Origin of the sequence: Pseudoalteromonas sp. BSi20311, assembly GCF_000239875.1 — a bacterium.
GTDB lineage: Bacteria > Pseudomonadota > Gammaproteobacteria > Enterobacterales > Alteromonadaceae > Pseudoalteromonas.
The window spans coordinates 58,249-81,398 of sequence record NZ_BADU01000154.1; the positions used below are offsets into that span (position 1 = coordinate 58,249).

18 protein-coding genes and 1 pseudogene are annotated in these 23,150 nt (G+C 40.3%); 8 read left to right on the forward strand and 11 right to left on the reverse strand.

The features are described from left to right. Window positions 1–18 precede the first annotated feature (18 nt). Window positions 19–897, forward strand: coding sequence for a LysR family transcriptional regulator (locus P20311_RS15755; protein ID WP_008114707.1), 879 nt, complete (start codon window positions 19–21; stop codon window positions 895–897). A gap of 650 nt (window positions 898–1,547) precedes the next feature. Here the strand turns inward: P20311_RS15755 and msrA are convergent. Continuing rightward, complete coding sequence (msrA, locus tag P20311_RS15760) at window positions 1,548–2,855, reverse strand: peptide-methionine (S)-S-oxide reductase MsrA (protein ID WP_008114709.1); 1,308 nt, start codon at window positions 2,853–2,855, stop codon at window positions 1,548–1,550. Between the two features lie 357 nt (window positions 2,856–3,212). Here msrA and pxpB point away from each other — a divergent pair, with 357 nt between their 5' ends. From pxpB to P20311_RS15780, 4 genes are all read left to right on the forward strand, one after another. After that, the gene (pxpB, locus tag P20311_RS15765; RefSeq protein ID WP_036985270.1) at window positions 3,213–3,872 is read left to right on the forward strand and encodes a 5-oxoprolinase subunit PxpB; all 660 of its coding nucleotides are present in this window, start codon (window positions 3,213–3,215) and stop codon (window positions 3,870–3,872) included. Then, window positions 3,865–4,803, forward strand: a complete 939-nt coding sequence (locus P20311_RS15770) for a biotin-dependent carboxyltransferase family protein (RefSeq protein WP_008114712.1) — start codon at window positions 3,865–3,867, stop codon at window positions 4,801–4,803. The genes pxpB and P20311_RS15770 overlap by 8 nt, the downstream gene beginning before the upstream one ends. Window positions 4,804–5,119: 316 nt before the next feature. After that, complete coding sequence (gene asnB, locus P20311_RS15775; RefSeq protein ID WP_008114714.1) at window positions 5,120–6,784, forward strand: asparagine synthase B; 1,665 nt, start codon at window positions 5,120–5,122, stop codon at window positions 6,782–6,784. 799 nt (window positions 6,785–7,583) lie between these two features. Continuing rightward, window positions 7,584–9,164 carry a BCCT family transporter gene (locus tag P20311_RS15780; RefSeq protein ID WP_008114717.1) on the forward strand — a complete coding sequence of 527 codons (1,581 nt, stop codon included), beginning with the start codon at window positions 7,584–7,586 and terminating at the stop codon, window positions 9,162–9,164. A 77-nt stretch (window positions 9,165–9,241) separates the two neighbouring features. Here the strand turns inward: P20311_RS15780 and P20311_RS15785 are convergent, their stop codons facing one another. The 4 genes from P20311_RS15785 to P20311_RS15800 form a co-directional block, all read right to left on the reverse strand. Next, the gene (locus P20311_RS15785; protein WP_008114720.1) at window positions 9,242–9,943 is read right to left on the reverse strand and encodes a 3'-5' exonuclease; all 702 of its coding nucleotides are present in this window, start codon (window positions 9,941–9,943) and stop codon (window positions 9,242–9,244) included. Between the two features lie 3 nt (window positions 9,944–9,946). Continuing rightward, window positions 9,947–11,842 carry a putative nucleotidyltransferase substrate binding domain-containing protein gene (locus tag P20311_RS15790; protein WP_008114722.1) on the reverse strand — a complete coding sequence of 632 codons (1,896 nt, stop codon included), beginning with the start codon at window positions 11,840–11,842 and terminating at the stop codon, window positions 9,947–9,949. Between the two features lie 86 nt (window positions 11,843–11,928). Beyond that, window positions 11,929–15,009, reverse strand: coding sequence for an efflux RND transporter permease subunit (locus P20311_RS15795; RefSeq protein WP_008114725.1), 3,081 nt, complete (start codon window positions 15,007–15,009; stop codon window positions 11,929–11,931). A 2-nt stretch (window positions 15,010–15,011) separates the two neighbouring features. Then, window positions 15,012–16,028, reverse strand: coding sequence for an efflux RND transporter periplasmic adaptor subunit (locus P20311_RS15800; protein WP_016899935.1), 1,017 nt, complete (start codon window positions 16,026–16,028; stop codon window positions 15,012–15,014). A gap of 221 nt (window positions 16,029–16,249) precedes the next feature. On the opposite strand from P20311_RS15800, the pseudogene P20311_RS15805 reads away from it, so the two are divergent. Beyond that, window positions 16,250–16,678: pseudogene (locus P20311_RS15805) on the forward strand (hypothetical protein); the annotation flags it as partial. A gap of 65 nt (window positions 16,679–16,743) precedes the next feature. On the opposite strand, the gene P20311_RS15810 reads toward P20311_RS15805, so the two are convergent. Beyond that, a complete protein-coding gene (locus tag P20311_RS15810; RefSeq protein ID WP_008114729.1) occupies window positions 16,744–17,751 on the reverse strand; it encodes a rhodanese-related sulfurtransferase in 1,008 nt (335 codons plus the stop codon). A gap of 206 nt (window positions 17,752–17,957) precedes the next feature. Here P20311_RS15810 and P20311_RS15815 point away from each other — a divergent pair, with 206 nt between their 5' ends. Both P20311_RS15815 and P20311_RS15820 read left to right on the forward strand, forming a co-directional pair. Further along, entirely contained in the window at window positions 17,958–19,280 is a 1,323-nt protein-coding gene (locus P20311_RS15815) for a DEAD/DEAH box helicase (protein WP_008114733.1), read from the forward strand. A gap of 2 nt (window positions 19,281–19,282) precedes the next feature. Further along, window positions 19,283–20,113, forward strand: coding sequence for a S1 RNA-binding domain-containing protein (locus P20311_RS15820; protein WP_008114734.1), 831 nt, complete (start codon window positions 19,283–19,285; stop codon window positions 20,111–20,113). Window positions 20,114–20,168: 55 nt separating this feature from the next. On the opposite strand, the gene P20311_RS15825 is transcribed toward P20311_RS15820, so the two are convergent. The 5 genes from P20311_RS15825 to ihfB form a co-directional block, all read right to left on the reverse strand. Beyond that, a complete protein-coding gene (locus tag P20311_RS15825; protein WP_008114737.1) occupies window positions 20,169–20,513 on the reverse strand; it encodes a hypothetical protein in 345 nt (114 codons plus the stop codon). A gap of 120 nt (window positions 20,514–20,633) precedes the next feature. Continuing rightward, complete coding sequence (pyrF, locus tag P20311_RS15830) at window positions 20,634–21,338, reverse strand: orotidine-5'-phosphate decarboxylase (RefSeq protein ID WP_008114739.1); 705 nt, start codon at window positions 21,336–21,338, stop codon at window positions 20,634–20,636. Window positions 21,339–21,371: 33 nt separating this feature from the next. Further along, complete coding sequence (gene lapB / locus P20311_RS15835) at window positions 21,372–22,508, reverse strand: lipopolysaccharide assembly protein LapB (protein ID WP_008114740.1); 1,137 nt, start codon at window positions 22,506–22,508, stop codon at window positions 21,372–21,374. A 2-nt stretch (window positions 22,509–22,510) separates the two neighbouring features. Then, window positions 22,511–22,792 carry a lipopolysaccharide assembly protein LapA domain-containing protein gene (locus tag P20311_RS15840; RefSeq protein ID WP_008114742.1) on the reverse strand — a complete coding sequence of 94 codons (282 nt, stop codon included), beginning with the start codon at window positions 22,790–22,792 and terminating at the stop codon, window positions 22,511–22,513. A gap of 21 nt (window positions 22,793–22,813) precedes the next feature. Then, on the reverse strand, window positions 22,814–23,101 hold the full coding sequence (gene ihfB, locus P20311_RS15845; protein ID WP_008114744.1) for an integration host factor subunit beta: 288 nt from the start codon (window positions 23,099–23,101) through the stop codon (window positions 22,814–22,816). Between the last annotated feature and the right edge of the window lie 49 nt (window positions 23,102–23,150).

Here is a 23,150-nt window from a genome sequence, read left to right on the forward strand (position 1 = left end):
AACTTTATACTGGATACCATGCAAACACCTATTCGCGGCCTTCGCTCTTTTTGTTTTGCCGCAAAAAGCTTAAGTTTTAAACATGCTGCTAAAGAGCTTTACTTAACGCCCTCGGCTGTAAGCCATCAAATTAAGCAGCTAGAAGAGCAGCTAGGCATTGATTTATTTCAAAGACAAACTCGCTCTATTAGTTTAACGCCTGCAGGGAAGAACTTTTTTGAAGCAATTTATCCGATTATAAATATGCTAGAGAGCACCATTACCGAATTTAGTCAGTTACAACAAAATGTAAACTTGACCATCACGTTACCCGAGTTTTTTGCCAGTGAATTGTTGATGCCTAAGCTTAGTGAGTGGACCAGTGAGCACCCTAATATTAATTTACACATGGATACCCTTAAAACTCGAAAGGAATTAACCCGCCAGAGTGATTTATCAATAATTTTATCCTCAAGTAAACCACTTGATGGACTGGCTACCGAGCTTTTTAATTTAGAATACATTCCAGCGTGTAATAAAAAGCTGCTTGAACAATGGCAAAACGATCATTGTCAGGCACTTAACCAAGTACCCCTTATTGTACATAAAGCACGGCCTTGGGCTTGGCATCAGTGGGCAGAAAAAGTTGGGATTGATGACTTTTCACCAACGCAAATTATTCAAATAGACAGTATGTTTGGTGTAGCAAGAGCTGCGCAGCAAGGAATGGGCATTGCGCTTATTCCTCTACCAATTAGCCAAAGCTGGCTGGATGAACAATGGCTTTATAAACTATTTGAACAACCACTTACCACCAAAGATAAATACTACTTGGTACAACATGGCTCTAGTACGGCAAACCACCCGCTCGACTTGTTTGCCAAATGGGTAATTAACACCTTCAGACAAACAAAGTGACTATTCATTAAACGCCCTTTTATGGGCGTTTAATTATTTACGACCTTTTTAAAATATTTTTTTCGTGTCTCACACAAACCTCTAAAAATAAAATATAACCAGCATTATCAACTACTTGAGCAACTCCTTATTGACTGGATTTATAGGTTAGTTTTTTTCACTTATTAGTTTTGTTTTTATCGCTTGTCGAAATTGAGTAAAAGCTCTAAAGTTAACTCAACAAATCAGCAACGACCAAAAATAATAAAACGCGTTACTGAAACCAAATTTAATTAGTTTGTAACAACGAGCTAGTAAAAAAGAATCTTTATTGTGTGTGAAGATGTTGTCAGTGTAAAAAACAGCTCAAGTTCGGTGGTGACTTAGCTTGGGTTGTTTTTATTTTACGCTTACACCCGCCAATAAATGTAAGAATCTTTATTGTGTGTGAAGATGTTGTCAGTGTAAAAAGCAACTCAAGTCCGGTGGTGACTGAGCTTGAGTTGTTTTTATTTACAATCACATCAGCACCAATAATTCAGCATTAGTTTTTACTAATACAACCCCCCGAATCTTTATTGTGTGTGAAGATGTTGTCAATTGAAATGCAGCGACCTTATCTAAGTCTCGCTGCTTTTTTTTGCTTAAAATTTGCCTATTTGCTAATTAGCTTAAACATCATCTGATCTGTTTATTTCATCACGAGCGACAAATTCTAACACCGTGGCATTAATACAATATCTATCTTGACCTTTTGGCCCTTCCCCTGGAAATAAATGCCCTAAATGAATACCGGTACTTTTAGATTTAAGCTCAATACGTTGCATTCCCCAACTGTTATCTTCATGTTGCGTTACGCTGTCTTTTACAGGGTGTGTAAACGACAACCAGCCAGTGCCTGAGTTAAATCTATCACGGGTATCAAACAAGGGTTCACCACTGAGTTTATCTATAAAAATACCATCGGGGGTGTTTTTAAAAATAGCGTACTCTTTACAATACGGGCTGTCGGTTTTAGCATTAAACGCTACTTTATAAGCTTCACTGTCACCAAGCTTAAATGCCCCTAGCGCCTTATAAAACCGCTCGGCATCCATGTAACCTTGGCGAGAATACACTTCTACTCCATCTTCTAAAAATAAGATGGTGGGTGTAGCCCAAGTAGCCGATTTGATGGTTAAGCCATTAAGCTGATCAGCATGGCGAAATGTCATTGGTATTGTGCCTTTGTAGTCATTGGCTACCGCCGCTTTAAATTTTTCACAGTAAGGGCAGTAATCGCGAGAGTCTAAAATAACAATTTGTTTGCCAGTCAACAATGCGGTGTTATCAAGCTGCTGCTTTTCGTCTTGACTAAAAACGACACCGGTTGAATGATCTGGGCAATAGCCGTTTGGATTTTTTTCAAGGTAATTTTGATGATACTCTTCTGCAGAGTAAAATCGCTCAAGTGGCTTAATTTGTGTAGCAATTTTTCCATAACCTGCTTTGGTGAGTAACTGCTGATACTGCTGTGTTACCGCAAGCGCGGTGTTTGCTTGCTCGTCACTTGTAGTTAAAATAATAGAGCGATATTGCGTACCTACATCATTACCTTGGCGGTTCCTTTGAGTCGGATCGTGGCTTTCGTAATAATTTTGCAGCAGCTCTTTTGCTGAAATGATATTGCTATTAAATGTAACCTGCACCACTTCGGCGTAATTATCTTCATCAAAGCGGCGCGATAACTTAGTTATATTTCTGTAGGTTGGTTTAAACCCATGCCCATCGGCATAGCCCGACTCTGCATCGAGAACACCATTAAGTGCTTCATAGCGTTTTTCTGCCCCCCAAAAACAGCCCGAGCCAAGCACTAGCTGTTCTACATGCATAGTGGCATCTAAATCACTGGGCTTAGTTACTTCGTCTGACGAGATTGCGTTCATCGCACTAAGCAAGCCCACAATGGCAAATGCCGGTAATATTAACCCCTTAAACATACGATTACCTCTTAGTTTTAGTTACTCTAGGGTTTGTTGACCTTCCAAGGTTAAATTTGCAGCAGTCTGTTTGGTGTTTAGGCAAGGCAGAGCCTATGTGGTGTGGTTATTCCCCATAAATAGGCGATAACGCAGCATCAATGCCAAACAGGCGCTGCCCGAAGGGTTCTGCCTAGGAGCGATTTAATCCGCAAAGGTCAACAGACCCTTAAGCAGACCTGTAAACTCAAAAATAAATTTCACACAACAAAACTTTACGAAAAAGGGAGTGTATTCGATCTGAGCTTGTCTATTATTATCGTAATAGCACAGCGACTGTGATAGCTTAAATGTAATTAATATTAATGAGTTAACTATATGAGCATGATTCCTAGTATAAAAATTTTAACGAACTCTAGCCTGCTTTTTGATGTTTCTCACTATAGCGAACAACACATACTTGCGACGCAAAAAAAGCTTTGGGCGCTAGCCCAGCACTGTAAAAATAGTAATGAGTTTATTGATTTGGTACCGGCTATGAACTCGTTAACTTTGTATTTAAAGTCTTCAGAAATGCTCCATAAATGGCACAACAGCTTAGCTAAGTTATGGGAGGAAGTAGATGATTACCCGTTTGAAAGCCAGCACCATCAAATTAATACCTATTACCAAGGTGAAGATTTAGATTACGTGGCTGACTATCATCAACTCACCATAGATGAAGTGATCAACTTACATAGTAAAAAGCTATATCACGTTCTATTTTTAGGTTTTGTGCCCGGTTTTCCTTATTTACACGGACTCAACTCACAGTTATTTACTCCAAGACGTGATAATCCCCGAGTGAGTGTTCCAAAAGGCGCAATTGCCATTGGCGCAGACCAAACGGGTATTTACCCTGAAGATTCACCGGGTGGTTGGCATATCATTGCTCACACTGATGCCTGCTTATTTGATGCTAAAGCGGCTAATCCTTGCTTATTTAAACCTGGCGATACCATAGAGTTTGTGCCTGTCAAAGGAGTAAACCATGATTAAAGTTATCAAGAGCGGTATTCAACTTACAATTCAAGATTTAGGTCGTGTGGGTTTTCGACATTTAGGGGTTAACCGCTCAGGCAGCCTAGATACGTGTGCGCACATCATTGCAAACCGTTTATTGAACAATAACGATAACGCTGCGGTGTTGGAATTAACCGTTGGTTTATGTGAACTGCAATTTCAGTGTGATACGGTTATTGCCCTGCATGGTGCAGACTTAAAAGCAACACTAAACGGGCATCCACTTTATCCAGGCTGGAGTTACCCAGTAAAAGCAATGCAAACGCTTAAGTTTGTAACCGGTCGTGGTGGTTCACGAGCTTACATCGCGGTAAAAGGTGGCATTGAATGCCAAGAGGTTATGGGTTCTAAATCAACCGATTTGGGGGCAGCTATTGGTGGCTTTGATGGCCGTGCACTGCAAAGCGGCGATATGATAGCCATTAACTCTTATACTAAACCTTGGTTATGTAATAAGGGTGCCCTTACCCCGCCAAAACGAAGCATCATCCGTTTACATGTTGGCCCTCATTATGAGTTATTAACACCCGAGTGTATCAATGCATTTTGTGATAGCTCATTTACTATTAATCCAAATAGTAATCGTATGGGCGTACGCCTAGATCATAAAAATACGGCTGTTATGCAACACTCGCTTTCACTGCCCTCCGTAGCAGTCGCACCTGGGAGCATTCAGCTTCCACCCGATGGTAACCCTATTGTATTATTAAATGACGGGCAAACCACAGGGGGGTATCCTTTAATCGCGCATGTAATAGAAGCCGACTTACATCAGTTTGCACAATTTAGAACCGCCGACCCAATCACTTTTGAGTTTGTATCACTTGAGCAAGCAAATGCTGCAAAGGAAAAACTCGACGCTCACTTAGCACAACTTAAGCTGAGTTTAAGCCAGTACTGGAATTAATAGTGCACTAAAACTCCCTCACGGAGTAACTCAACCGCTATTTATTTACTTTTCGCTTTGCACCTCCTTGGTGCAAGGCAAACTAATTGTTGCAATTTAATGTAGCTTCAGCGTAATTGTATATTAAAAATTGTACAGTGAGTTTTGATCTCCTTGTCAATATCACTATATTGGTGCAACGCCAGCTTATTTGGTGCATAAATTATTCTTATTATTTTAAAAAAGCCGTGTGACTTAGGTATTTATTTCTGATAAAACAAGGTTAGTCTTTAGCAAACTCGCTATCGTAGGCACTTAATAGGAATGAGGAAAAATTATGTGTTCAATATTCGGCGTACTCGATATTAAATCGGATCCCAGCCAGTTACGCACTCAGGCAATCGAAATGTCTAAACTGCTTCGCCACCGCGGGCCTGATTGGTCAGGGGTGTATTCATCAGACAAAGCAATTTTAGTGCATGAACGCTTAGCAATAGTAGGCGTATCAAGTGGTGCGCAACCACTATACAACCCAGAAAAAACGCATATTTTAGCGGTAAATGGCGAAATTTATAATCACAAAGAGCTTGCCGCGAGTTTAGAGGTCGACTTCGATTTTCAAACCCAGTCAGATTGTGAAGTTATTTTAGCCCTGTATAAGCAAAAAGGGCCCGCCTTTTTAGATGATTTAAATGGTATTTTTGCCTTTTGTTTATATGATGAAGAGCAAGACGCTTACCTTATTGGTCGCGATCATATTGGTATTATTCCACTGTATACAGGCCACGATGAGCATGGCAATTTTTATGTAGCATCAGAGCTAAAAGCGCTCTCGCCTATTTGTAAACATATTGAGGAGTTCCCGCCTGGTCATTACCTTTACAGCAAAGACGGTAAATTAACACCTTACTACCAACGTGATTGGCAAAGCTATGACGCAGTTAAAAACAACGACGCCAAAGCAGAAGATGTAAAAGATGCACTAGAAGCCGCGGTAAAACGCCAACTAATGTGTGACGTACCCTACGGTGTATTACTATCAGGCGGATTAGATTCATCGGTTATTTCAGCCATTACCCAACGTTTTGCCGCAAAACGAATTGAAGACAACGATGAAAGTGACGCTTGGTGGCCTAAACTGCATTCGTTTTCAGTGGGTTTGGAAGGTTCACCCGATTTAGCAGCAGCGCAAAAAGTGGCTGATATGATAGGCACTATTCACCACCCTATTATTTTTACTATTCAACAAGGTATTGATGCTCTTAAAGAAGTGATTTATCACATTGAAACCTACGATGTAACCACTATTCGTGCATCAACCCCTATGTACTTAATGGCACGCCAAATTAAAGCTATGGGCATTAAAATGGTACTTTCAGGTGAAGGCGCCGATGAATTATTTGGTGGTTATTTATATTTTCATAAAGCACCCAATGCACAAGAGTTTCATGAAGAGCTAAACCGTAAAGTATCAAAACTGCATATGTTTGATTGTTTACGTGCTAATAAATCAATGGCTGCTTGGGGTGTTGAAGCACGCGTGCCATTTTTAGATAAAGAATTTGTTGATGTGGCAATGCGCATCAACCCAGAAGCTAAAATGTGTAAAGACGAAAAAATTGAAAAGCATATTTTACGTGCTGGCTTCGACGGCTACCTTCCAGACGAAGTGTTATGGCGTCAAAAAGAACAATTCTCTGATGGTGTTGGCTACAGCTGGATTGATACTTTAAAAGAGTATGTGAATGAGCAAGTAACGGATCAAGAACTAGCGAATGCTAAATTTAAATACTCAATTAACACGCCAGATTCAAAAGAAGCGTATTTTTACCGCCGTATTTTTGAATCGCACTTCCCGGGCGATGCCTCTGCTAACTGTGTACCACATGGTAAATCAGTAGCATGTTCAACCCCCGAAGCACTGGCGTGGGATGCATCATTTCAAAACAATGCAGATCCATCTGGACGCGCCGCAGGCGTTCACAATGAAGCGTACAAATGAAAATTTAACCATCCTAAGCTGCAGTGTTAAAGCTGCAGCTTTTTTTGGTGTCTTTGTGCGTAATTTTCTTAAAATGCTTATTGCACTGAGAGAAGTGAATGAGAAGAAAATGAGAAAGTAAAAGCCATTCTGCCTCATCATTTTTGTTTAATTATGTGGCTTTGTTACTTCTCTAAAAGCGCAGCGTCTCTTTACCCTCTTCGTGAGTTAAGCTGTTAAGACTCAAAATAAATGAGAAAGCAAATTAGTTTAAACTGCAAAATAAGTATGCCACCTTTTTATAAAAACTACTTTAACATCTCTATTTTCATTGCTGATTCTATTAACCTCCCCTTGGCTAAAAATCCAAAGCTATAAAAATGTAATTAAAAAGTCATAAAAAAGCCCATTTAACAAATTACTCTTAGTTTTAAAAATCAGAGTACGCTTTTAGCGTATCCAATTAAGTGATTTATCTGTTTATACGCCCTATTAATATGAATATTCATTAACTTAGCTTTTGCATTCATTGCTATTTACGACTATAAAATAAAGTGCTAACGCGTTAGTTTTCATTTTCTTAGCGACCAGACATGTACAATAAAAAGACAAAGTCAGCTCAAAATTTTAGCAAAGTGTTAATTCTTTCGTATTTAATATTTAACTCCCCTAGCAGTAAAGGTATGATGGGCAATTAAATTAGTTAGTCTTCTAATTATTCGTGTTGTTAGCTTTGGCAAATAATCTAATAAGACGAATACAGTGAACTATAAAAAACTGGCATTAAGCCAACCTGTTTCATTAACCAATGAGGTATTGCATGAGCGAGAATCATGACAAGTACAGTATTGATAATACGGACTACACCGTAGGTCAAGACAACGTACAAAAGTGGGGATTTGATATACATAACCCTGTATTCGGGATCAGTGCAGGGTTAATAGCACTTTTTTTAATCGCCGTACTAGTGTCAGATGCCGAAGTAGCTAAAACAACACTAAATGGTATCAAAACCGATATTATTAATAATTTTGACGGCCTGTTTATGTGGGCTGCTAACTTCTTTGTTATTTTTTGTTTAGTTTTAATTTTTTCGCCTTACGGCAATATCCGTTTAGGCGGCGACGATGCTAAACCATCTCACTCTCGTATTTCTTGGCTGGCAATGTTATTTGCAGCAGGTATGGGTATTGGCTTAATGTTTTGGGGAGTTGCTGAACCGGTGGCTTATTACACCGGCTGGTATGAAACACCACTTAATGTGGCTGCCAACACCCCAGAAGCAGCAAAGCTTGCAATGGGCGCAACTATGTACCACTGGGGTCTTCATCCTTGGGCCATTTATGCGGTTGTCGCGCTTTCTTTAGCGTTTTTCACATACAATAAAGGCTTACCGCTTTCTATACGCTCAATTTTTTACCCTATTTTAGGTGATAAAGCATGGGGCTGGCCGGGGCATATAATCGATATTTTAGCTGTGCTTGCGACCTTATTTGGTTTGGCAACATCTTTAGGATTAGGTGCTCAACAAGCTTCAGCGGGTATTAACCACGTATTTGGCCTTGAAGGTGGCGTAGGTTCACAAATTCTGGTTATTACAGGGGTGACGTTATTAGCCATTGTCTCAGTTATTCGAGGCATTGATGGTGGCGTTAAGCTACTAAGTAACGTCAATATGCTTATTGCTTTAGTGCTACTGGTATTTGTATGTTTAGTTGGTTTTGCTGTATCTATGGGTAATATACCAAACACAGTAATGGGCTATGTAGAAAACATTATTCCGTTAAGTAACCCACATGGTCGTGAAGATGAAACATGGATGCATGGATGGACAGTATTTTATTGGGCTTGGTGGATTTCGTGGTCACCGTTTGTAGGTATGTTTATTGCCCGTGTTTCACGTGGTCGTACAATTCGTGAGTTTTTAACCGCTGTACTACTTATTCCTACAACAGTCACTATCTTATGGATGTCTATTTATGGCGGCATCGCAATTGACCAAGTTGTTAATGGAATTGGTGCCCTAGGAACTGACGGTTTAACAAGTGTGCCTATGGCGATGTTCCAAATGCTTGATGAAATGCCAATGGCGAACGTTTTATCTTTCATTGCTATTGTTTTAGTACTGGTATTCTTTATTACTTCTTCTGATTCAGGGTCACTTGTAATCGATTCAATCACAGCAGGTGGTAAGATTGATGCGCCGGTACCACAGCGTATTTTTTGGGCGTCTGTTGAGGGTGCTATCGCTGCTGCATTACTTTGGATTGGTGGCACTCAAGCGATTGAAGCACTGCAAGCGGGGGCTATATCAACCGGTCTGCCATTTACCATTGTATTGTTATTGATGTGTGTAAGCTTAATTTTAGGTTTACGAACTGAGCCTCGCCCAGTTAAATAACACAACACATTCCATAATAAAAAAGCCGCAAATTGCGGCTTTTTTGTGCTCTATTTTTAACAGTAATGCTTCAATAGCTAAAGCCAAATTTCACTCAGTGGCGTATCTGATCTATAGTGGTAACTCAGCTGCGCTTGCAGCAGCTCGGCAGTGGCTAGTGCATCAGTAAGCGCGTTATGGTTTTGATACAGTGGCAATGAATAACGCTCCCGTGTATCACTTAACCTAAGTGATCCTAGCTTTGAATTAAACAGCCTGCCTAATAACCCCTGCCGCGCTTTAAGCGCCCGCCTTTCTATTTCCATCGTATCAACTAGTGCAAACTCAATGCCCTCTTTTATACGCATAAGTAGCGCGTTATAAAAAAAATGACGTTCTATTGCAGCATAATGTACCACCACCACTTTGCCTTTAAGGGCATCAAGCAGTGGCGCTAAAATTCGATTAAGATCAGGGGCTTCATCCACTTCTGAATGAGTAATTCCATGAATAACAATTGACTCTTCACTTAAATCTCGTCGTGGTTGCACCACCCAGTGACGGCTCTCTTTACAATAAATACGATTTACATTAAAAGGCACCAGCCCCACACTAACAATATCATCGCTATTCGCATCAAGGCCGGTTGTTTCAAAGTCGAGTGCCACAAAAGGGACATCTTTAAGTGGAGCAGCCTGATTGGTAAACGCTTGTTGATAAAAGTCTTTAAGTAACGGGTTTTGCGCAGTTTGCAATAACTGCTCGTAGCGCTGTGACCAATCTAACGGTGATTTAGCCATAACTTATTTCACACCCGGGTGCGCAGAATAGCTAAATTTTAAAAAGCTTTGCGCTTTTTCTAAAATAGCAAAGGCTTCTTTTAAATTACTTTGCTCAAAGGGTGAAAGTAAATGGGGGTCTAGATCGTTATCTGGAGCTTCACCTTGCTCTATTTGCCATGCCTGATGACGAATACGTACTGTGGCAATATACTCAAACGCATCACGTAAATCTTGTGCTTTACCTTTAGGCAGTAAATTTGCCTCTATAATATCTTCTAAGCGCTCAAACGAATTTTGTTTACGTGAGCCAACCGCTAACGCATGAACGCGCACCACATCAGATAGCGGCGCCGTACCACGGCGTTTTAAGTTCATTGACCGCTTATGCTGGCCATTATGCTCAAGCACAAAGCCATTAAAAAACCCTAGTGGCGGCGTTCTATTGCGGGCATTGGCAGCAAGGTTCGCTAAAAAGCGTTTGTTTACTTTGCTTTCTTTGGCCACCAGCGTTTTAAGCTCATCGGCCCATTTTAGCTTGCCCCATACACCATCTAAGTCAAAAAATATCGAGCTATTAAGCAGGGCTTGCGGTTTCGGCTCGGCCATCCAGCTAGCAAATTTTTCTTTCCATTGTGTACGGGTCATACGCCATTTTTTAAACGACGCCATAATTTCACCGTCACAATAGGTATAGCCACATTTAGCTAAACCATCACACACAAAATCTGATAGGTTTTGAAAATACTCATCGTGCAGTGCCTCATCAAAACTATTATCCAAAATGAGAGCATTATCTTGATCAGTCACAATTAGCTGCTCGTCGCGGGCCATTGAGCCTAAGGCTATAAAACAATAAGGAATAGGCGGCTCGCCAAATTTTTCTTCGGCCAATGCTAATAAACGCTGTTTAAAGGTACGCCCTATGACCGCCATAGCGGTTCCGATCATATGCGAATTTGCATCTTCATTAACCATACGTACAAATACATTAGGTAATTGGCGTGCGTAATGAACTAAGTCATCAACTGATTGCTGCGCTAAAATACCGCGTACTAACAGTAAGCTACTTTGTGATTCATAACGTAAAATATCAGACAGCGATATTACCCCAATAGGCCGTTTTTTATGTACCACAGGTAAATGATGTAAGTTATCTCTTAGCATGGCTAATACGGCTTCAAACACATAGGCGTTGCTATCAAGTAGTACTAAGCTTGATGTCATTACTTCTTTGGCGGGTGTATCATATGTTAACCCTTGGGCAACCACTTTAGTGCGAATATCTCTGTCGGTTATGATCCCAACAACTTGACCGTCGTCTTCTTCTGGGTCATCGCTTATTTGTTTTTCTATGTCGGTAACTAACACTGAAGAGACCGATTCTTGCGTCATTAAAAATGCGACGTCTTGAATAGCAGTTTGCATTGTTACTGTGACCACATCACGGTGTAATAATGACTTTACTTTCGCGGTGGTTAAATCATTGCTGTCGGCTTGCTCTACAATGGCTTGGTGCAAACGTACGTTACCATCCACTTCAAAAAAATCGGCAAAGGTTTCGTATTTATCACAATATTCGTTGAAGGTATTAACGTTAATACAATAGGTTAAGGTGTCTTCAAGCGCACGAGCCGGAAAGCGCACTTTGCGGTTCATTAATAGGCCCATTTGGCCAAAAATACCGCCTGTGGCTAAACGATTATAGAGCTCGCCATTACGGCGTGAAATTTCAACCGAGCCACTACGAATAATATATAAGTCACTAATATCTTGGCCTAAATGTAAAATATCAGTTTGCGCACGAAAATAAGCAACTTCAATTTGCATTGCTAGTTCGTTTAGTGCCTCGATCTCAAGCGTATCAAAGGGGGGGTGTTCAACTAAAAATTGGGCTATTTCAACTTGCTCGGCCTGCATGGGTGATCCTTGTGGCTTTAATCTAGTTGAATTGTGGGCTTAATTGGCTATTTTTTCAAAGAAAAATAGCCAATTAGCGTAATTAGTTAGTCAAGTTGCTCCAGCTCTTGGGCTAATTGCTTTGACTCATCGCCACGAGGACTGGTAAAGCGGGCTAATCCTAAATAAATCACCGGTGTTAGGTAAAGCGTAAACAATACCGCTAACGCAAGTCCACCAAATACCACCCAGCCAATGGCATTACGTGCTTCTGCTCCGGCACCTGTTGACATAATTAGGGGTAACGCACCGAGTAAGGTCGATATTAAGGTCATGGTGATTGGTCTTAAACGTACCAATGCAGCTTGTTCAACCGCTTTTCGAACACTCAGCCCCTGATCTCTTAATTGATCAGCAAACTCGACCAATAAAATTGCATTTTTAGCGATTAACCCAATTAACATCACTAGGCCTATTTGCGAGTAAATATTCAGTGAGGTACCGGTTAAATACAGCGCTAGAATGGCCGATGTAATCCCAAATGGTACAGTGATCATTACCACGATTGCACTGTTAACATTTTCAAATTGCGCCGCAAGTACTAAAAACACAATTAAAAATGCCAATACGTAGGTCATTAATACTTCGTTGGAGGTTTCTTCAAATGTCAGTGCTTCCCCTTTAAATGCAAGAGTAATACCTGCTGGTAATGATTGCTCAGACACTTGCTTTATTTGTTCCACTAATGTGGCAATTGTTAAGCCTTCAGGCAGCTCCATACTGAGCTCTATGGCACGGCGCTGAGCATGACGTTCAAGCTCTGCGGCAACCCCTTCCTCTGAAATGTTAGCGACACTACTTAGCGGCACCAATTGATTATTACGGGCTCTAATAAACAAGTTTGCTAAATCACTCGGGTCGTTAATAGTTTGATTTTGTGCCTGTAGCATAATAGGAATAGATTGATCGCCAATGTTTAAATCAGCGATATCGTCACCATTAATAGCGGCTCTTAATGTAATTGCGATATCACTTAAAGACACGCCAAGTTCTTCTGCGCGTCGTCTGTCAATATTAACACGCAATTGCGGCTGCGATGGCTGATACGATACTCTTACCGGCGCAACCTCTGGCACGGCTTTTTCAAGATCAGCTGAGAACTGCTGTGCAGCCTTAAATATTTCAAGGTAATCTTGTCCCAGTAAAGCGATTTCTATGCCGCCACCTTGGCCACGTAAATTTAAGCTATTTGCACCACCAGGGTAAGCAGGTGCACCAGGGATGTTGCCTAAAGGCTCGCGAATTTTATTAATAATTTCTTGTTGGCTAAAGTTACGTTCATCCCAATGCTTTAATGGCACAGTAATAAACACAATATTGGGATCCCATTGCCCAACCACAGTGTAAATAGACTCAATTTCACCACTTTCAACGAAAGGCAGTAAGGTATCTTCCATTTTAATGGCTTGTCTATCCATAAAATTTAAGCCTACGCCATCAGGTCCGCGGGCAAATATTCTAATTTTACCGCGATCTTCAGTAGGGAGCAGTTCGTTATCTAAACTCATATACAAAGCACCCGAACCGCCTGCAACTAATAAACAAACAATAAAGGTAACCCACGCATGATCCAGTACTTTATGGATTGTTTTGGTATAAATATTGGCAAGCACGTTACCAAATTTCGCAAAGGGGTGAAAACCACCTTGCTTAAGCTTTAGTTTTGAGGTGAGCGCCGGTACTAACGATAAAGCAACAAAGCTAGATATAATTACCGCACCAGCTAGTACGCCACCAAACTCCCTAAATAAACGCCCTGCTGTAGAGGGTAAAAATGCGATGGGTACAAACACAGCCGCTAATACTGCAGTGGTGGCAATAACGGCAAAAAATACTTCGCGGGTACCAACAACCGCTGCTGCACGCCTTCCAAGACCTAATCCTCGCTGGCGTTGAATATTTTCACTCACTACAATTGCATCATCAACAATTAATCCTGTCGCTAATACCAGTGCTAATAAGGTTAAAATATTAATTGAAAACCCAAGTACCCATATCAGTGCTAATGAACCTATAAGCGCAACAGGAATGGCAAATGCTGGGACTAATGTTGCACGCCATGAACCAATAAACACCCATAAGGTGATGATCACTAGCAGTACCGTTAGAACCAATGAGTTAATCACTTCATCTACTGAGCTTCTAATAAACTGCGCGTCATCTGATGTTAGCGTAAACTCCATCTCAGGAAAGCGCTCACGCATCCCCTCTATAAGGTTGAGTACTTCATCAGAAATTTCGATAGTGTTGGACTGTGCTTGGCGAATAATTTCCATACCAATAACAGGTTTACCATTAAGTCTTACCATAGAGCGCGGATCGGCCGGACCAAAGTACACGGCAGCAATATCGCTAATACGAGTATCGCCCTGAATTATAATGTCGCCCACCTGTGCGGGGGTAACAGACGTTGCATCAGCGCGCACTATTATTTGCTGATCGTTTGATTTTAAACTCCCTGCAGGCACATCAAAGGGGGCTTGCCTAAGTACATCGGCAACATCTGGAATCGTTAAGTTAAAACTGCTGAGCTTTAATGGATCAATGCGAACCCTGAGCACACGTTCTCTATCGCCGTTTAATCGTACGTCGGCAACACCAGGAATAGTTAAAAACTGCGGCGCTAAATCAACATCAACCCGCTCTGTTAATGCCTCTAACGATAAACTTTCACTTGATACTGTTAATGAAACCACCGCTTCAGCGTCGTTATCAGCCTTAATAATAGAAACGCGCTCTACCTCTTCAGGGAGCTCTCTTTGCACTCGAGCAACTGACTCACGCGTTTCATTTGCAGCGTCGTCAAGGTTAACACCCGGTCTAAATTCAACCACAATACGTGAATTACCTTCTTCACTTTGCGCACGAATCGATTTAACACCGCTCACACGGGCCACGGCACCTTCAAGTTTACTGGTAACTTCGGTATCAACGGTTTCAGGTGAACCACCAGGGAACGAGGCTGATACGGTAATTCGGGGTCTGTCTACATCTGGAAGCTCTCGAACTTCTACGCCTGCTATGGCGGCAATTCCGGCAATAATAATCAGTAAATTCAGAACCACAATAAGCACTGGGCGGCGAATAGCCATTGATGGCAAGTCTTGCATCATAGGTTGCTGTTTCATGGCTACTCCTGCGTATTAGCGATTGGCGCTGAGAAGCTTAGCTCTTGGTTCGCACGTAAGCGTTGTACGCCCTCTACCACTAAGTTATCTTGTTCTTTTAAAGCGCCCGAAACTAATAAACGACCAGCAAGGCGCTGTTCAATTTTCACATCAATTCGAGTGGCTTTTTTATCAACACTTGTCCAAACGTAAGGGCCTGTTGCTCCCCACAGTAATGCCGCCTCAGGTACAGCAGCAAAACGTTGCCCTTCTACTTCAATATGAACACGAAAACTCATGCCAGGTAAGAACTTTTGCTGCGGGTTTTCAAGCTGCGCTTTTACACGTAAGGTGCGGGTTTGTGGGTCTATTCGTGAATCTAGATAAGCAATTTTTGCGTTTACAGCATTTTGTGACTGCCAAGGAAATACTTTTACATTGCCTTTATTGCGCAGCATATAAACGGCCGATTCTGGGGCGTTAAAATTTATATATAAAGCACGCGTATCATCAATACTTGCAATCGCTGTTTGGGGAGTAATTCTGTCACCCACTTCAACGTCGGTAAGTCCCATAGTGCCGTTAAAAGGCGCACGAACTTGGCGGTCTTCAAATTCTGTTTCTGCTTGGGTAAGGGTCACTTTTGCTAATTCAACAACTGTTTTTGCATCATCCACATCACTTTGTGGCACTGCCCCTTTTGCTTGGCTTTGCTTTAAACGTGCGAGGGTTCTTTGGGTGTCAGCAAGTTTTATTTTTGCCTCTTCAAGTGCTGCTTTTTGTCTGCGTGAATCAAGTTCAAGTAACACATCACCGGCCTTTACGCTATCACCCGGTTTAAAATGCACCGCCGTTACTTTATCGCCCACAGCCGGATATAAAATAACCGAATGAATTGCTTCGGCGTTACCGACAGCCTGAACTTGCTCTTTAGCACGTTCCATCGCTACCTGCTCTACCACGACATTGGCACTCTTTACAGATAAACTTAACGACATTAAAGAAAAAAATACGCTGGTAAAAAGAATTCGCGATTTCAAAGGATCACCCTAATTAATTATTATTTGCATTATGTTACGCAGTTTAACAGCTCTATGATCAATAAATAGCTAAGTACGACAAATTAGCAAAACAATAAGCTGAAATTAAGCATGCTAGCCACTCTACATATTTTTACAGCAGCATACAAAATCCACACATATTTAAATTACATTTATGACTATGATTTAGCACATCAATATTTTTAATAAAGGCAACATTTATGAAAAAGAGTTTAATTATGGTGATCTTGCTATCAGGCTGTGCATCACCAGGGATTGATCGGGCAGATCAAAATCAAGTTGTTAAACGTTATTATGCGTCTGTTGAATCAATGCAAAAAGTAACACTCTCCTCAGAAGTGGGAACTGGAATAGCTGCTGGTGCGGGGTTTGGCTTTGTAGATAGCTTAGATGGCAATAAAGAAGAAATGATTGGCGGCGCGATTGTTGGTGGACTAGTCGGTGGATTATTAACTGCTTTATTTGAAGGGGGGAATACCGCGTATCAGTATAATTTATATGCTGCTGATGAAGGTGAATTTACCGTTATTCAAAAGAAAAAGCTCGATAAAAACACAAAATGTGTGCTCGTCAATGCTGCCAACAAGGTCACGCTCTCTACTACAGATACAAGCATTTGTGAAAAGAGTATAAAATATAAAACCTCAGTTAAAACTGAGGTTTTTTTTAATAACGTACAAACTAAATGTACCGCTTATTTATTTCGCTGTGCGTCTTTTTGCGCTTTTTTAGCTTCTTTACGTTGTTGTAAAACAGCTTGTGCTTCGTTACCAATGTGGCCTTCACCGCGCGCTTGAGCAAGCTCTATTTGCCTTTGGCGCTCTGCAAAGCGAGCGCGTTGTTCATCGGTTACATTGTCAATACAGTGGTGACACGACACCCCTTCCATGTATTCTGGTTTTTGCTTTTCTTCTTCTGTGATAGGCATGCGACATGCGTGACACTGATCGTATGAGCCTTTTTGTAAGTCATGATTTACCGCTACACGGTTATCAAATACAAAACACTCGCCTTCCCACATGGTTTCTTCTTTTGGCACTTCTTCTAGGTATTTTAATATGCCGCCTTCAAGGTGGTATACCTCATCAAAACCTTGCTCTTTCATATAGGCTGTTGATTTTTCACAGCGAATACCACCAGTACAAAACATGGCTACTTTTTTATGTTTTGATGGGTCTAAGTTTTCTTTGGCCCACTGAGGAAATTCACGGAACGTTTTAGTGTTTGGGTCTACTGCGTTTTGAAACGTACCAATTTCAATTTCGTAATCATTACGGGTATCAACAAGGATCACCTCAGGATCAGAAATAAGGGCATTCCATTCATGTGGCTTAACATAACTGCCCACTACTTTTAATGGGTCTACGCCTTCAACACCCATAGTCACAATTTCTTTTTTTAGCTTAACTTTTGTGCGGTAAAACGGGCATTCGTCATCAAATGATTCTTTGGTAACAATGTTGTCTAAATTTGGTTGGGTGTCTAACCACGCAAGTAAATTATCTATGCCTTCACGTTTTGCAGAGACAGTACCGTTAATCCCCTCTGCGGCAATTAATAAAGTGCCTCGTACTTCGTTTTGCTCCATTACATTGAGTAAAGGTTGGCGAAGTGCTTCAAAATCCGGTAGAGAAACAAATTTATACAGAGCGCATACAACAAAGTGTTCGCTGGTTGCATTATCTTTATGGACAGCAGTCATGGTATTCCTATTTTGCTTTTAAAACCCGCAAGGGGCGGTTTACCGAATCGTAAATCCGGCGCATATGGGGCGCGTATTTTACGCTTTTTTTATTTAAATGCAAAAAAATGGATGATAATGCGCTTTTTACTGTTAGCGCAGTAGCTCAGTGGGCTATAATGCGCGGATAAATTTATACAGACTTGCTCATATTGGAGAAATATACATTGCACTTTACTGATCTTGGGATTGATACTCGCCTAGAAACACAATTAGCGCACCAAGGGATCACCCAGCCTACCGATATTCAAGCTCATGCTGTGCCAACGGCACTCGCTGGACATGACATTTTCGCTCAGTCAAAAACTGGGTCAGGCAAAACTTTAGCGTTTTTATTACCTGCAGTGCAGCGAGTAATGAAACAAAAAGCACTCAGTAAACGTGATCCTCGTGTACTTATTGTTGCTCCAACTCGTGAGCTTGCAACCCAAGTGTTCACCCAACTACGGTTACTTATTGCCGGTACCAATATCAAGGCAGTTAAAATTCTCGGTGGTGAAAACTTTAACGACCAAATTAAAGCACTGCGCAACGACCCACATTTTGTGGTTGCTACACCAGGGCGCTTAGCCGATCACTTAAAACAACGCTCTTTACAGTTAAGTGGCTTAGAGCTACTTATATTTGATGAAGCTGACCGTATTTTGGATTTAGGTTTCACCGACCAGCTTAAGTTAATTAATGAACTGGCAGATCACCGATTACGCCAGACCCTATTGTTTTCAGCGACATTAGATCATGCTCAAGTAGATGCCCTTTCGCGTAATTTATTAAAAAAACCAAAACAAATTATGCTCAGTGCAGCCAATGAGCAACACAGTGATATTAAACAAACATTGTATTTAGCCGATCATCTTGATCATAAAGAAGCGCTACTTGAGCACTTTTTAAACCAAGATAACGTTGGCCAGTGCATTATATTTACTGCCACACGGGCTGATACCAGCCGTTTAAGTGAATCATTAAATAGTAAAGGCTTTAAATCTGTCGCATTAGCTGGGGATTTAACTCAAAGTAAGCGCCTTGATATTATGGATGCGTTTAGCCGTGAAAACTTTAAAATATTAATTACTACAGATGTTGCTTCGCGCGGTTTAGATTTACTCAGTGTTACCCATGTTATTAACTTTGATTTACCAAAACACGCAGAAGAATACGTTCATCGTATTGGTAGAACTGGTCGTGCTGGTTTTAAAGGTAACGCATTATCACTTGTGGGCCCTAAAGATTGGACAAGTTACTTGGCAATAAAATCATTTTTAAATGATGAATTATCGTTTGCTGCTGTTGAGGGTTTAAAAGCGAAATTTAAAGGTATTAAAGAGAAAAAAGTAGCGCCAATTAAACCGACTAAAAAAGCAGTGACCGCTAATAAGCCACAGCCAAAACGAAAAGCAAAACCGAAAAAGCCAGCGGCCCCAATTAAAGCACCTCTTAATATTGATGGTGATACCCCGATGCGTCGTAAAAAAAAGCCTGAGCAGGAATAATTATGAGTTACCTAGGAACCACCCAAACCCTTTTTGTTAAAGAAGTCAGCAACGAAGGTGCCTATTTAGATGGGCATGACTTAGGTGAAGTTTTTTTACCTAAACATGAAATAAAACATGAGCTTGAAGCCGGCGATAGCATCAGTGTATTCACATTTTTAGATAATGCAAACCTGCCAACAGCCACAACTAAAAAGCCGCATGCTCAAGTGGGTGAATATGCCCTACTGCGTGTAAAAGAAATAAACAGCATAGGCGCGTTTTTAGATTGGGGCTTAGAAAAAGACGTACTCGCACCGTTTAATGAACAAAAACCACGTATGCAAGAAGGCTACTCATATTTAGTGCGTTTATATCTTGATAACGCCAGTCAGCGTATTTGTGCCTCAACTAACTTTAACCGTTTTTTATCAAAAGATGAGCCTCAGTATAGTCACTTACAAGAAGTTGACTTAATTGTTGCAGGCAAAACTGATATTGGTTACAAGGTGCTTATTGAAGAATCCCATTTTGGCGTCGTGTTTTACAACATGGTGTTTAAAAACCTGTTTGTTGGTCAAAAGCTAAAAGGATTTATTCAAAAAGTACGTGAAGACGGAAAAATTGACGTCATACTTGAAAAACCAGGCATGGGTAAAGTAAGCGAGCTTGGTGAAAAAATAATGGAAAAACTAAAGGATGAGGGTGGCATATTAGCCATAGGCGATAAGTCTGATCCTGAATTAATTAAAAAAGTATTTTCGACCAGCAAAGCAAACTACAAAAAAGCCATTGGCGGTTTATTTAAACAAGGCTTAATTGATATTGAAGCTAAGTCTATTCGTTTAAAATAATTAAATAAAAAGCCACTTAAGTTTTAAACCTAAGTGGCTTTTTAGTATCTGAAATTTATAACCTAATATTTTTATAAGGTAAGGTACAGCGAGAATATTCATTTGAGTATTCAATTAATTCTTTTTTAGAATCTAGATTTAACGGCGCTAGCCTAAAAACTTTTTCTGTACACTCATTTTGCATTTCATCATGTGTCGCAACACAGTCTCTGCTGCTAACATCTATTCCTGCTAACACACCTTCATTGGTGTAACACAGATGCTGGGCATAATTTTGAGCAATTTTTTTAAACTTGAATAAATCAACGGGGTAACCAGATACCAAGTCAGTAACGTTTGAAACATCATCATACATTTTAGTTGAAAAAACATATTTATTTACAGCAAAGCCACTAATCATAATTACAACTAAAAATATTATTATACGCAAAGCAGATCCCTCACTGCACACCCATAATTTAAATGTAGCACAAAGAAAAGCAGTTGTAAGGAACTGCTCTCAATTATGCTAATTTTTAATTTAAGCTATTGATTCATTTACATCATTTAGTACTTTTACAGGGTTTTGTGCCTGAGTGATCGGACGCCCAATCACTAAATAGTCACTACCCGCTTCAATCGCTTCTTTAGGTGTCATAATACGTTTTTGATCGCCTGCATCACTGCCCGCTGGGCGAATACCTGGCGTAACTAATTTAAACTCTTTCCCTAAAGCAGCCTTTAAACTTTGCGCTTCTTGCGCGGAACAAACAACACCGTCTAGTCCTGCTTGCTTTGTTAATTTAGCTAAATGCATAACTTGCTCTTGGGGTGATTTAGTTATATCTAAACGCTCAAGTTCAGCTTCGTCCATGCTGGTTAATACAGTTACCGCAATAAGTAATGGCGCTTTGTCGCCAAACTGCTCGAGTGCTTGTTTAGCTTTATGCATCATTTCATAACCGCCCGATGCATGTACATTGACCATCCATACACCCATTTTAGCCGCAGCAGTCACCGCTTTAGCAACGGTGTTTGGAATATCGTGAAACTTTAAATCTAAAAATACATCAAAACCTAAATCGACCAATTCTTTAACAAATGCAGGACCAAAATAAGTAAACATTTCTTTGCCCACTTTTAATCGACAGGTATCTGGTGATAACTGTTTTACAAATGCTAAAGCAGTTTGCTGATCATCATAATCAAGCGCGATAAGAATTTTTTTTGATTTTTCGAAAGACATAACTATCCTACTAGTGAGCGAAAAGTATAAAGATTAAAATCCGTCTAAGCCTCTGCTAGGCACAATGGTTTCCCAGTGTTTACATGAAGGGCAATTCCAATAAATGGTGTAGCTAGTAAAGCCACAATGCTGACATTGAAAGTCAGGTTTAGTGGCAATGTAAGAAGTAACAAGTTTATCGATTTGATTAAGCACATCTTTTGTATTTTTATTTTCTGTACTCATTAACTGTAATAAAAAACTAAAGCCACGAATAGTGGGTTGACGTTTTAAATTATCAGTCAAAAATTCAAAGGCTTGTTCAGTGTGTCCTTGCTCAAGCAAGGCTTGGCAATGCTGTATTTTTATCATCACCCCACCCTTTTCTAGTAACTCAGTAATGAGTTCATGAAATTGGTGAGTTAATTTTAATTGCTTATAGCTGTGAGCTAACTTTTCAATAAACAATGGCGCAAAAAAAGTAAATTGGCAGATTAATTCTCGCCAATAGTAAATTGCTTTTACGTAATCTTCTTTGGTGTAAGCTGACAGTCCAAGCTCATATAAAGGCCTAATTGTTTTAAAGTTTAAGCTAATGGCTTTACGCATAAGTTGTGGGTTATTACTGGCAATGGCATGCTCACAGTAAAAATTAGCGATGGCTTTAAAGTGTTGTTCTTTTGAAAAAAGCTCAGTATGCGATTCAAACATATTAATGCCTTTTTCCCATTCACGGGTTTGTGAATATAAAGAAATAATAGGATCGAGTGCATCTGCATGGCTATTTTTTACCAGCCATATTAAATGTTCTTCTGCGCTGTCTAATAAGCCAGCCATAATATAATCTTCGGCTAGTTCTAAACGGCTATTAGCGGCTTGTTTTTCGTTAAGGCTTGGGTGTTTTAGCAGCAGTTCGTGAATTTTTATTGCGCGGTCGAGCTCACCACGACGGCGAAACATGGTGGCTAAAGTAGAATAATGTTCAACAGAGTCAGCAGCTACTTCGAGCAAATTAATTAAGTGCTCAAGCCCCTGATCTTCTTCTCTATCCAGTAAAAACTTTAACCCTTTACTGTATTCAGAAGTAATTTGACGATTAAATTGATGAGCCTGATTTTTAGCACTGTTTTTCCCCATGATCCAACCATAACCGGCAGCAACGGGAAGCAGTAAAAACAACAGCTCAATCATAATTAGGTGTCTTTGTTGGCAATACGCTTTTTATTATCTTTTTCAGGCGTTAATTGCTTTTTTAAACGGTAATTTTGCCACTTTAATTGCGTGAACAATTTAAAACTCACAAAACAACCCACTACAACACCTAGCAAAAAGCAGATACTTATTATAACGGCTAAAGGTAATGTATTACTGGCTATTATGTAGTTAATTTGTGTTAATTGTGGGTTTTGAGAACCCAATACAAATGCACCAATTAAAAAAAGTGCCGCCAGAATAATTTTTAATACCTTGAACAAGTAACTACTCCAATAAGTTTACTAAGCAATGCTCTCGTTTACACGGTCACGTAGTTCTTTGCCTGGTTTAAAATGAGGTACATGCTTACCATCTAACTCTACAGTTTCACCTGTTTTAGGGTTACGGCCTGTACGAGGCGCACGGTAATGCAAAGAGAAACTTCCAAAACCTCGGATCTCAATACGATCTGAAGAAGATAATGAGCCGGCCATTTGTTCAAGAATTTCTTTAACAGCGTTCTCAACATCTTTCACAGGAATATGTGAATGTTGTTCAGCAAGTGTTTCTATCAGTTCTGACTTAGTCATAGCGTTTCCTTAAAAAGAAATAGTGGAAGGGCATAAACTGCCCTTCCAA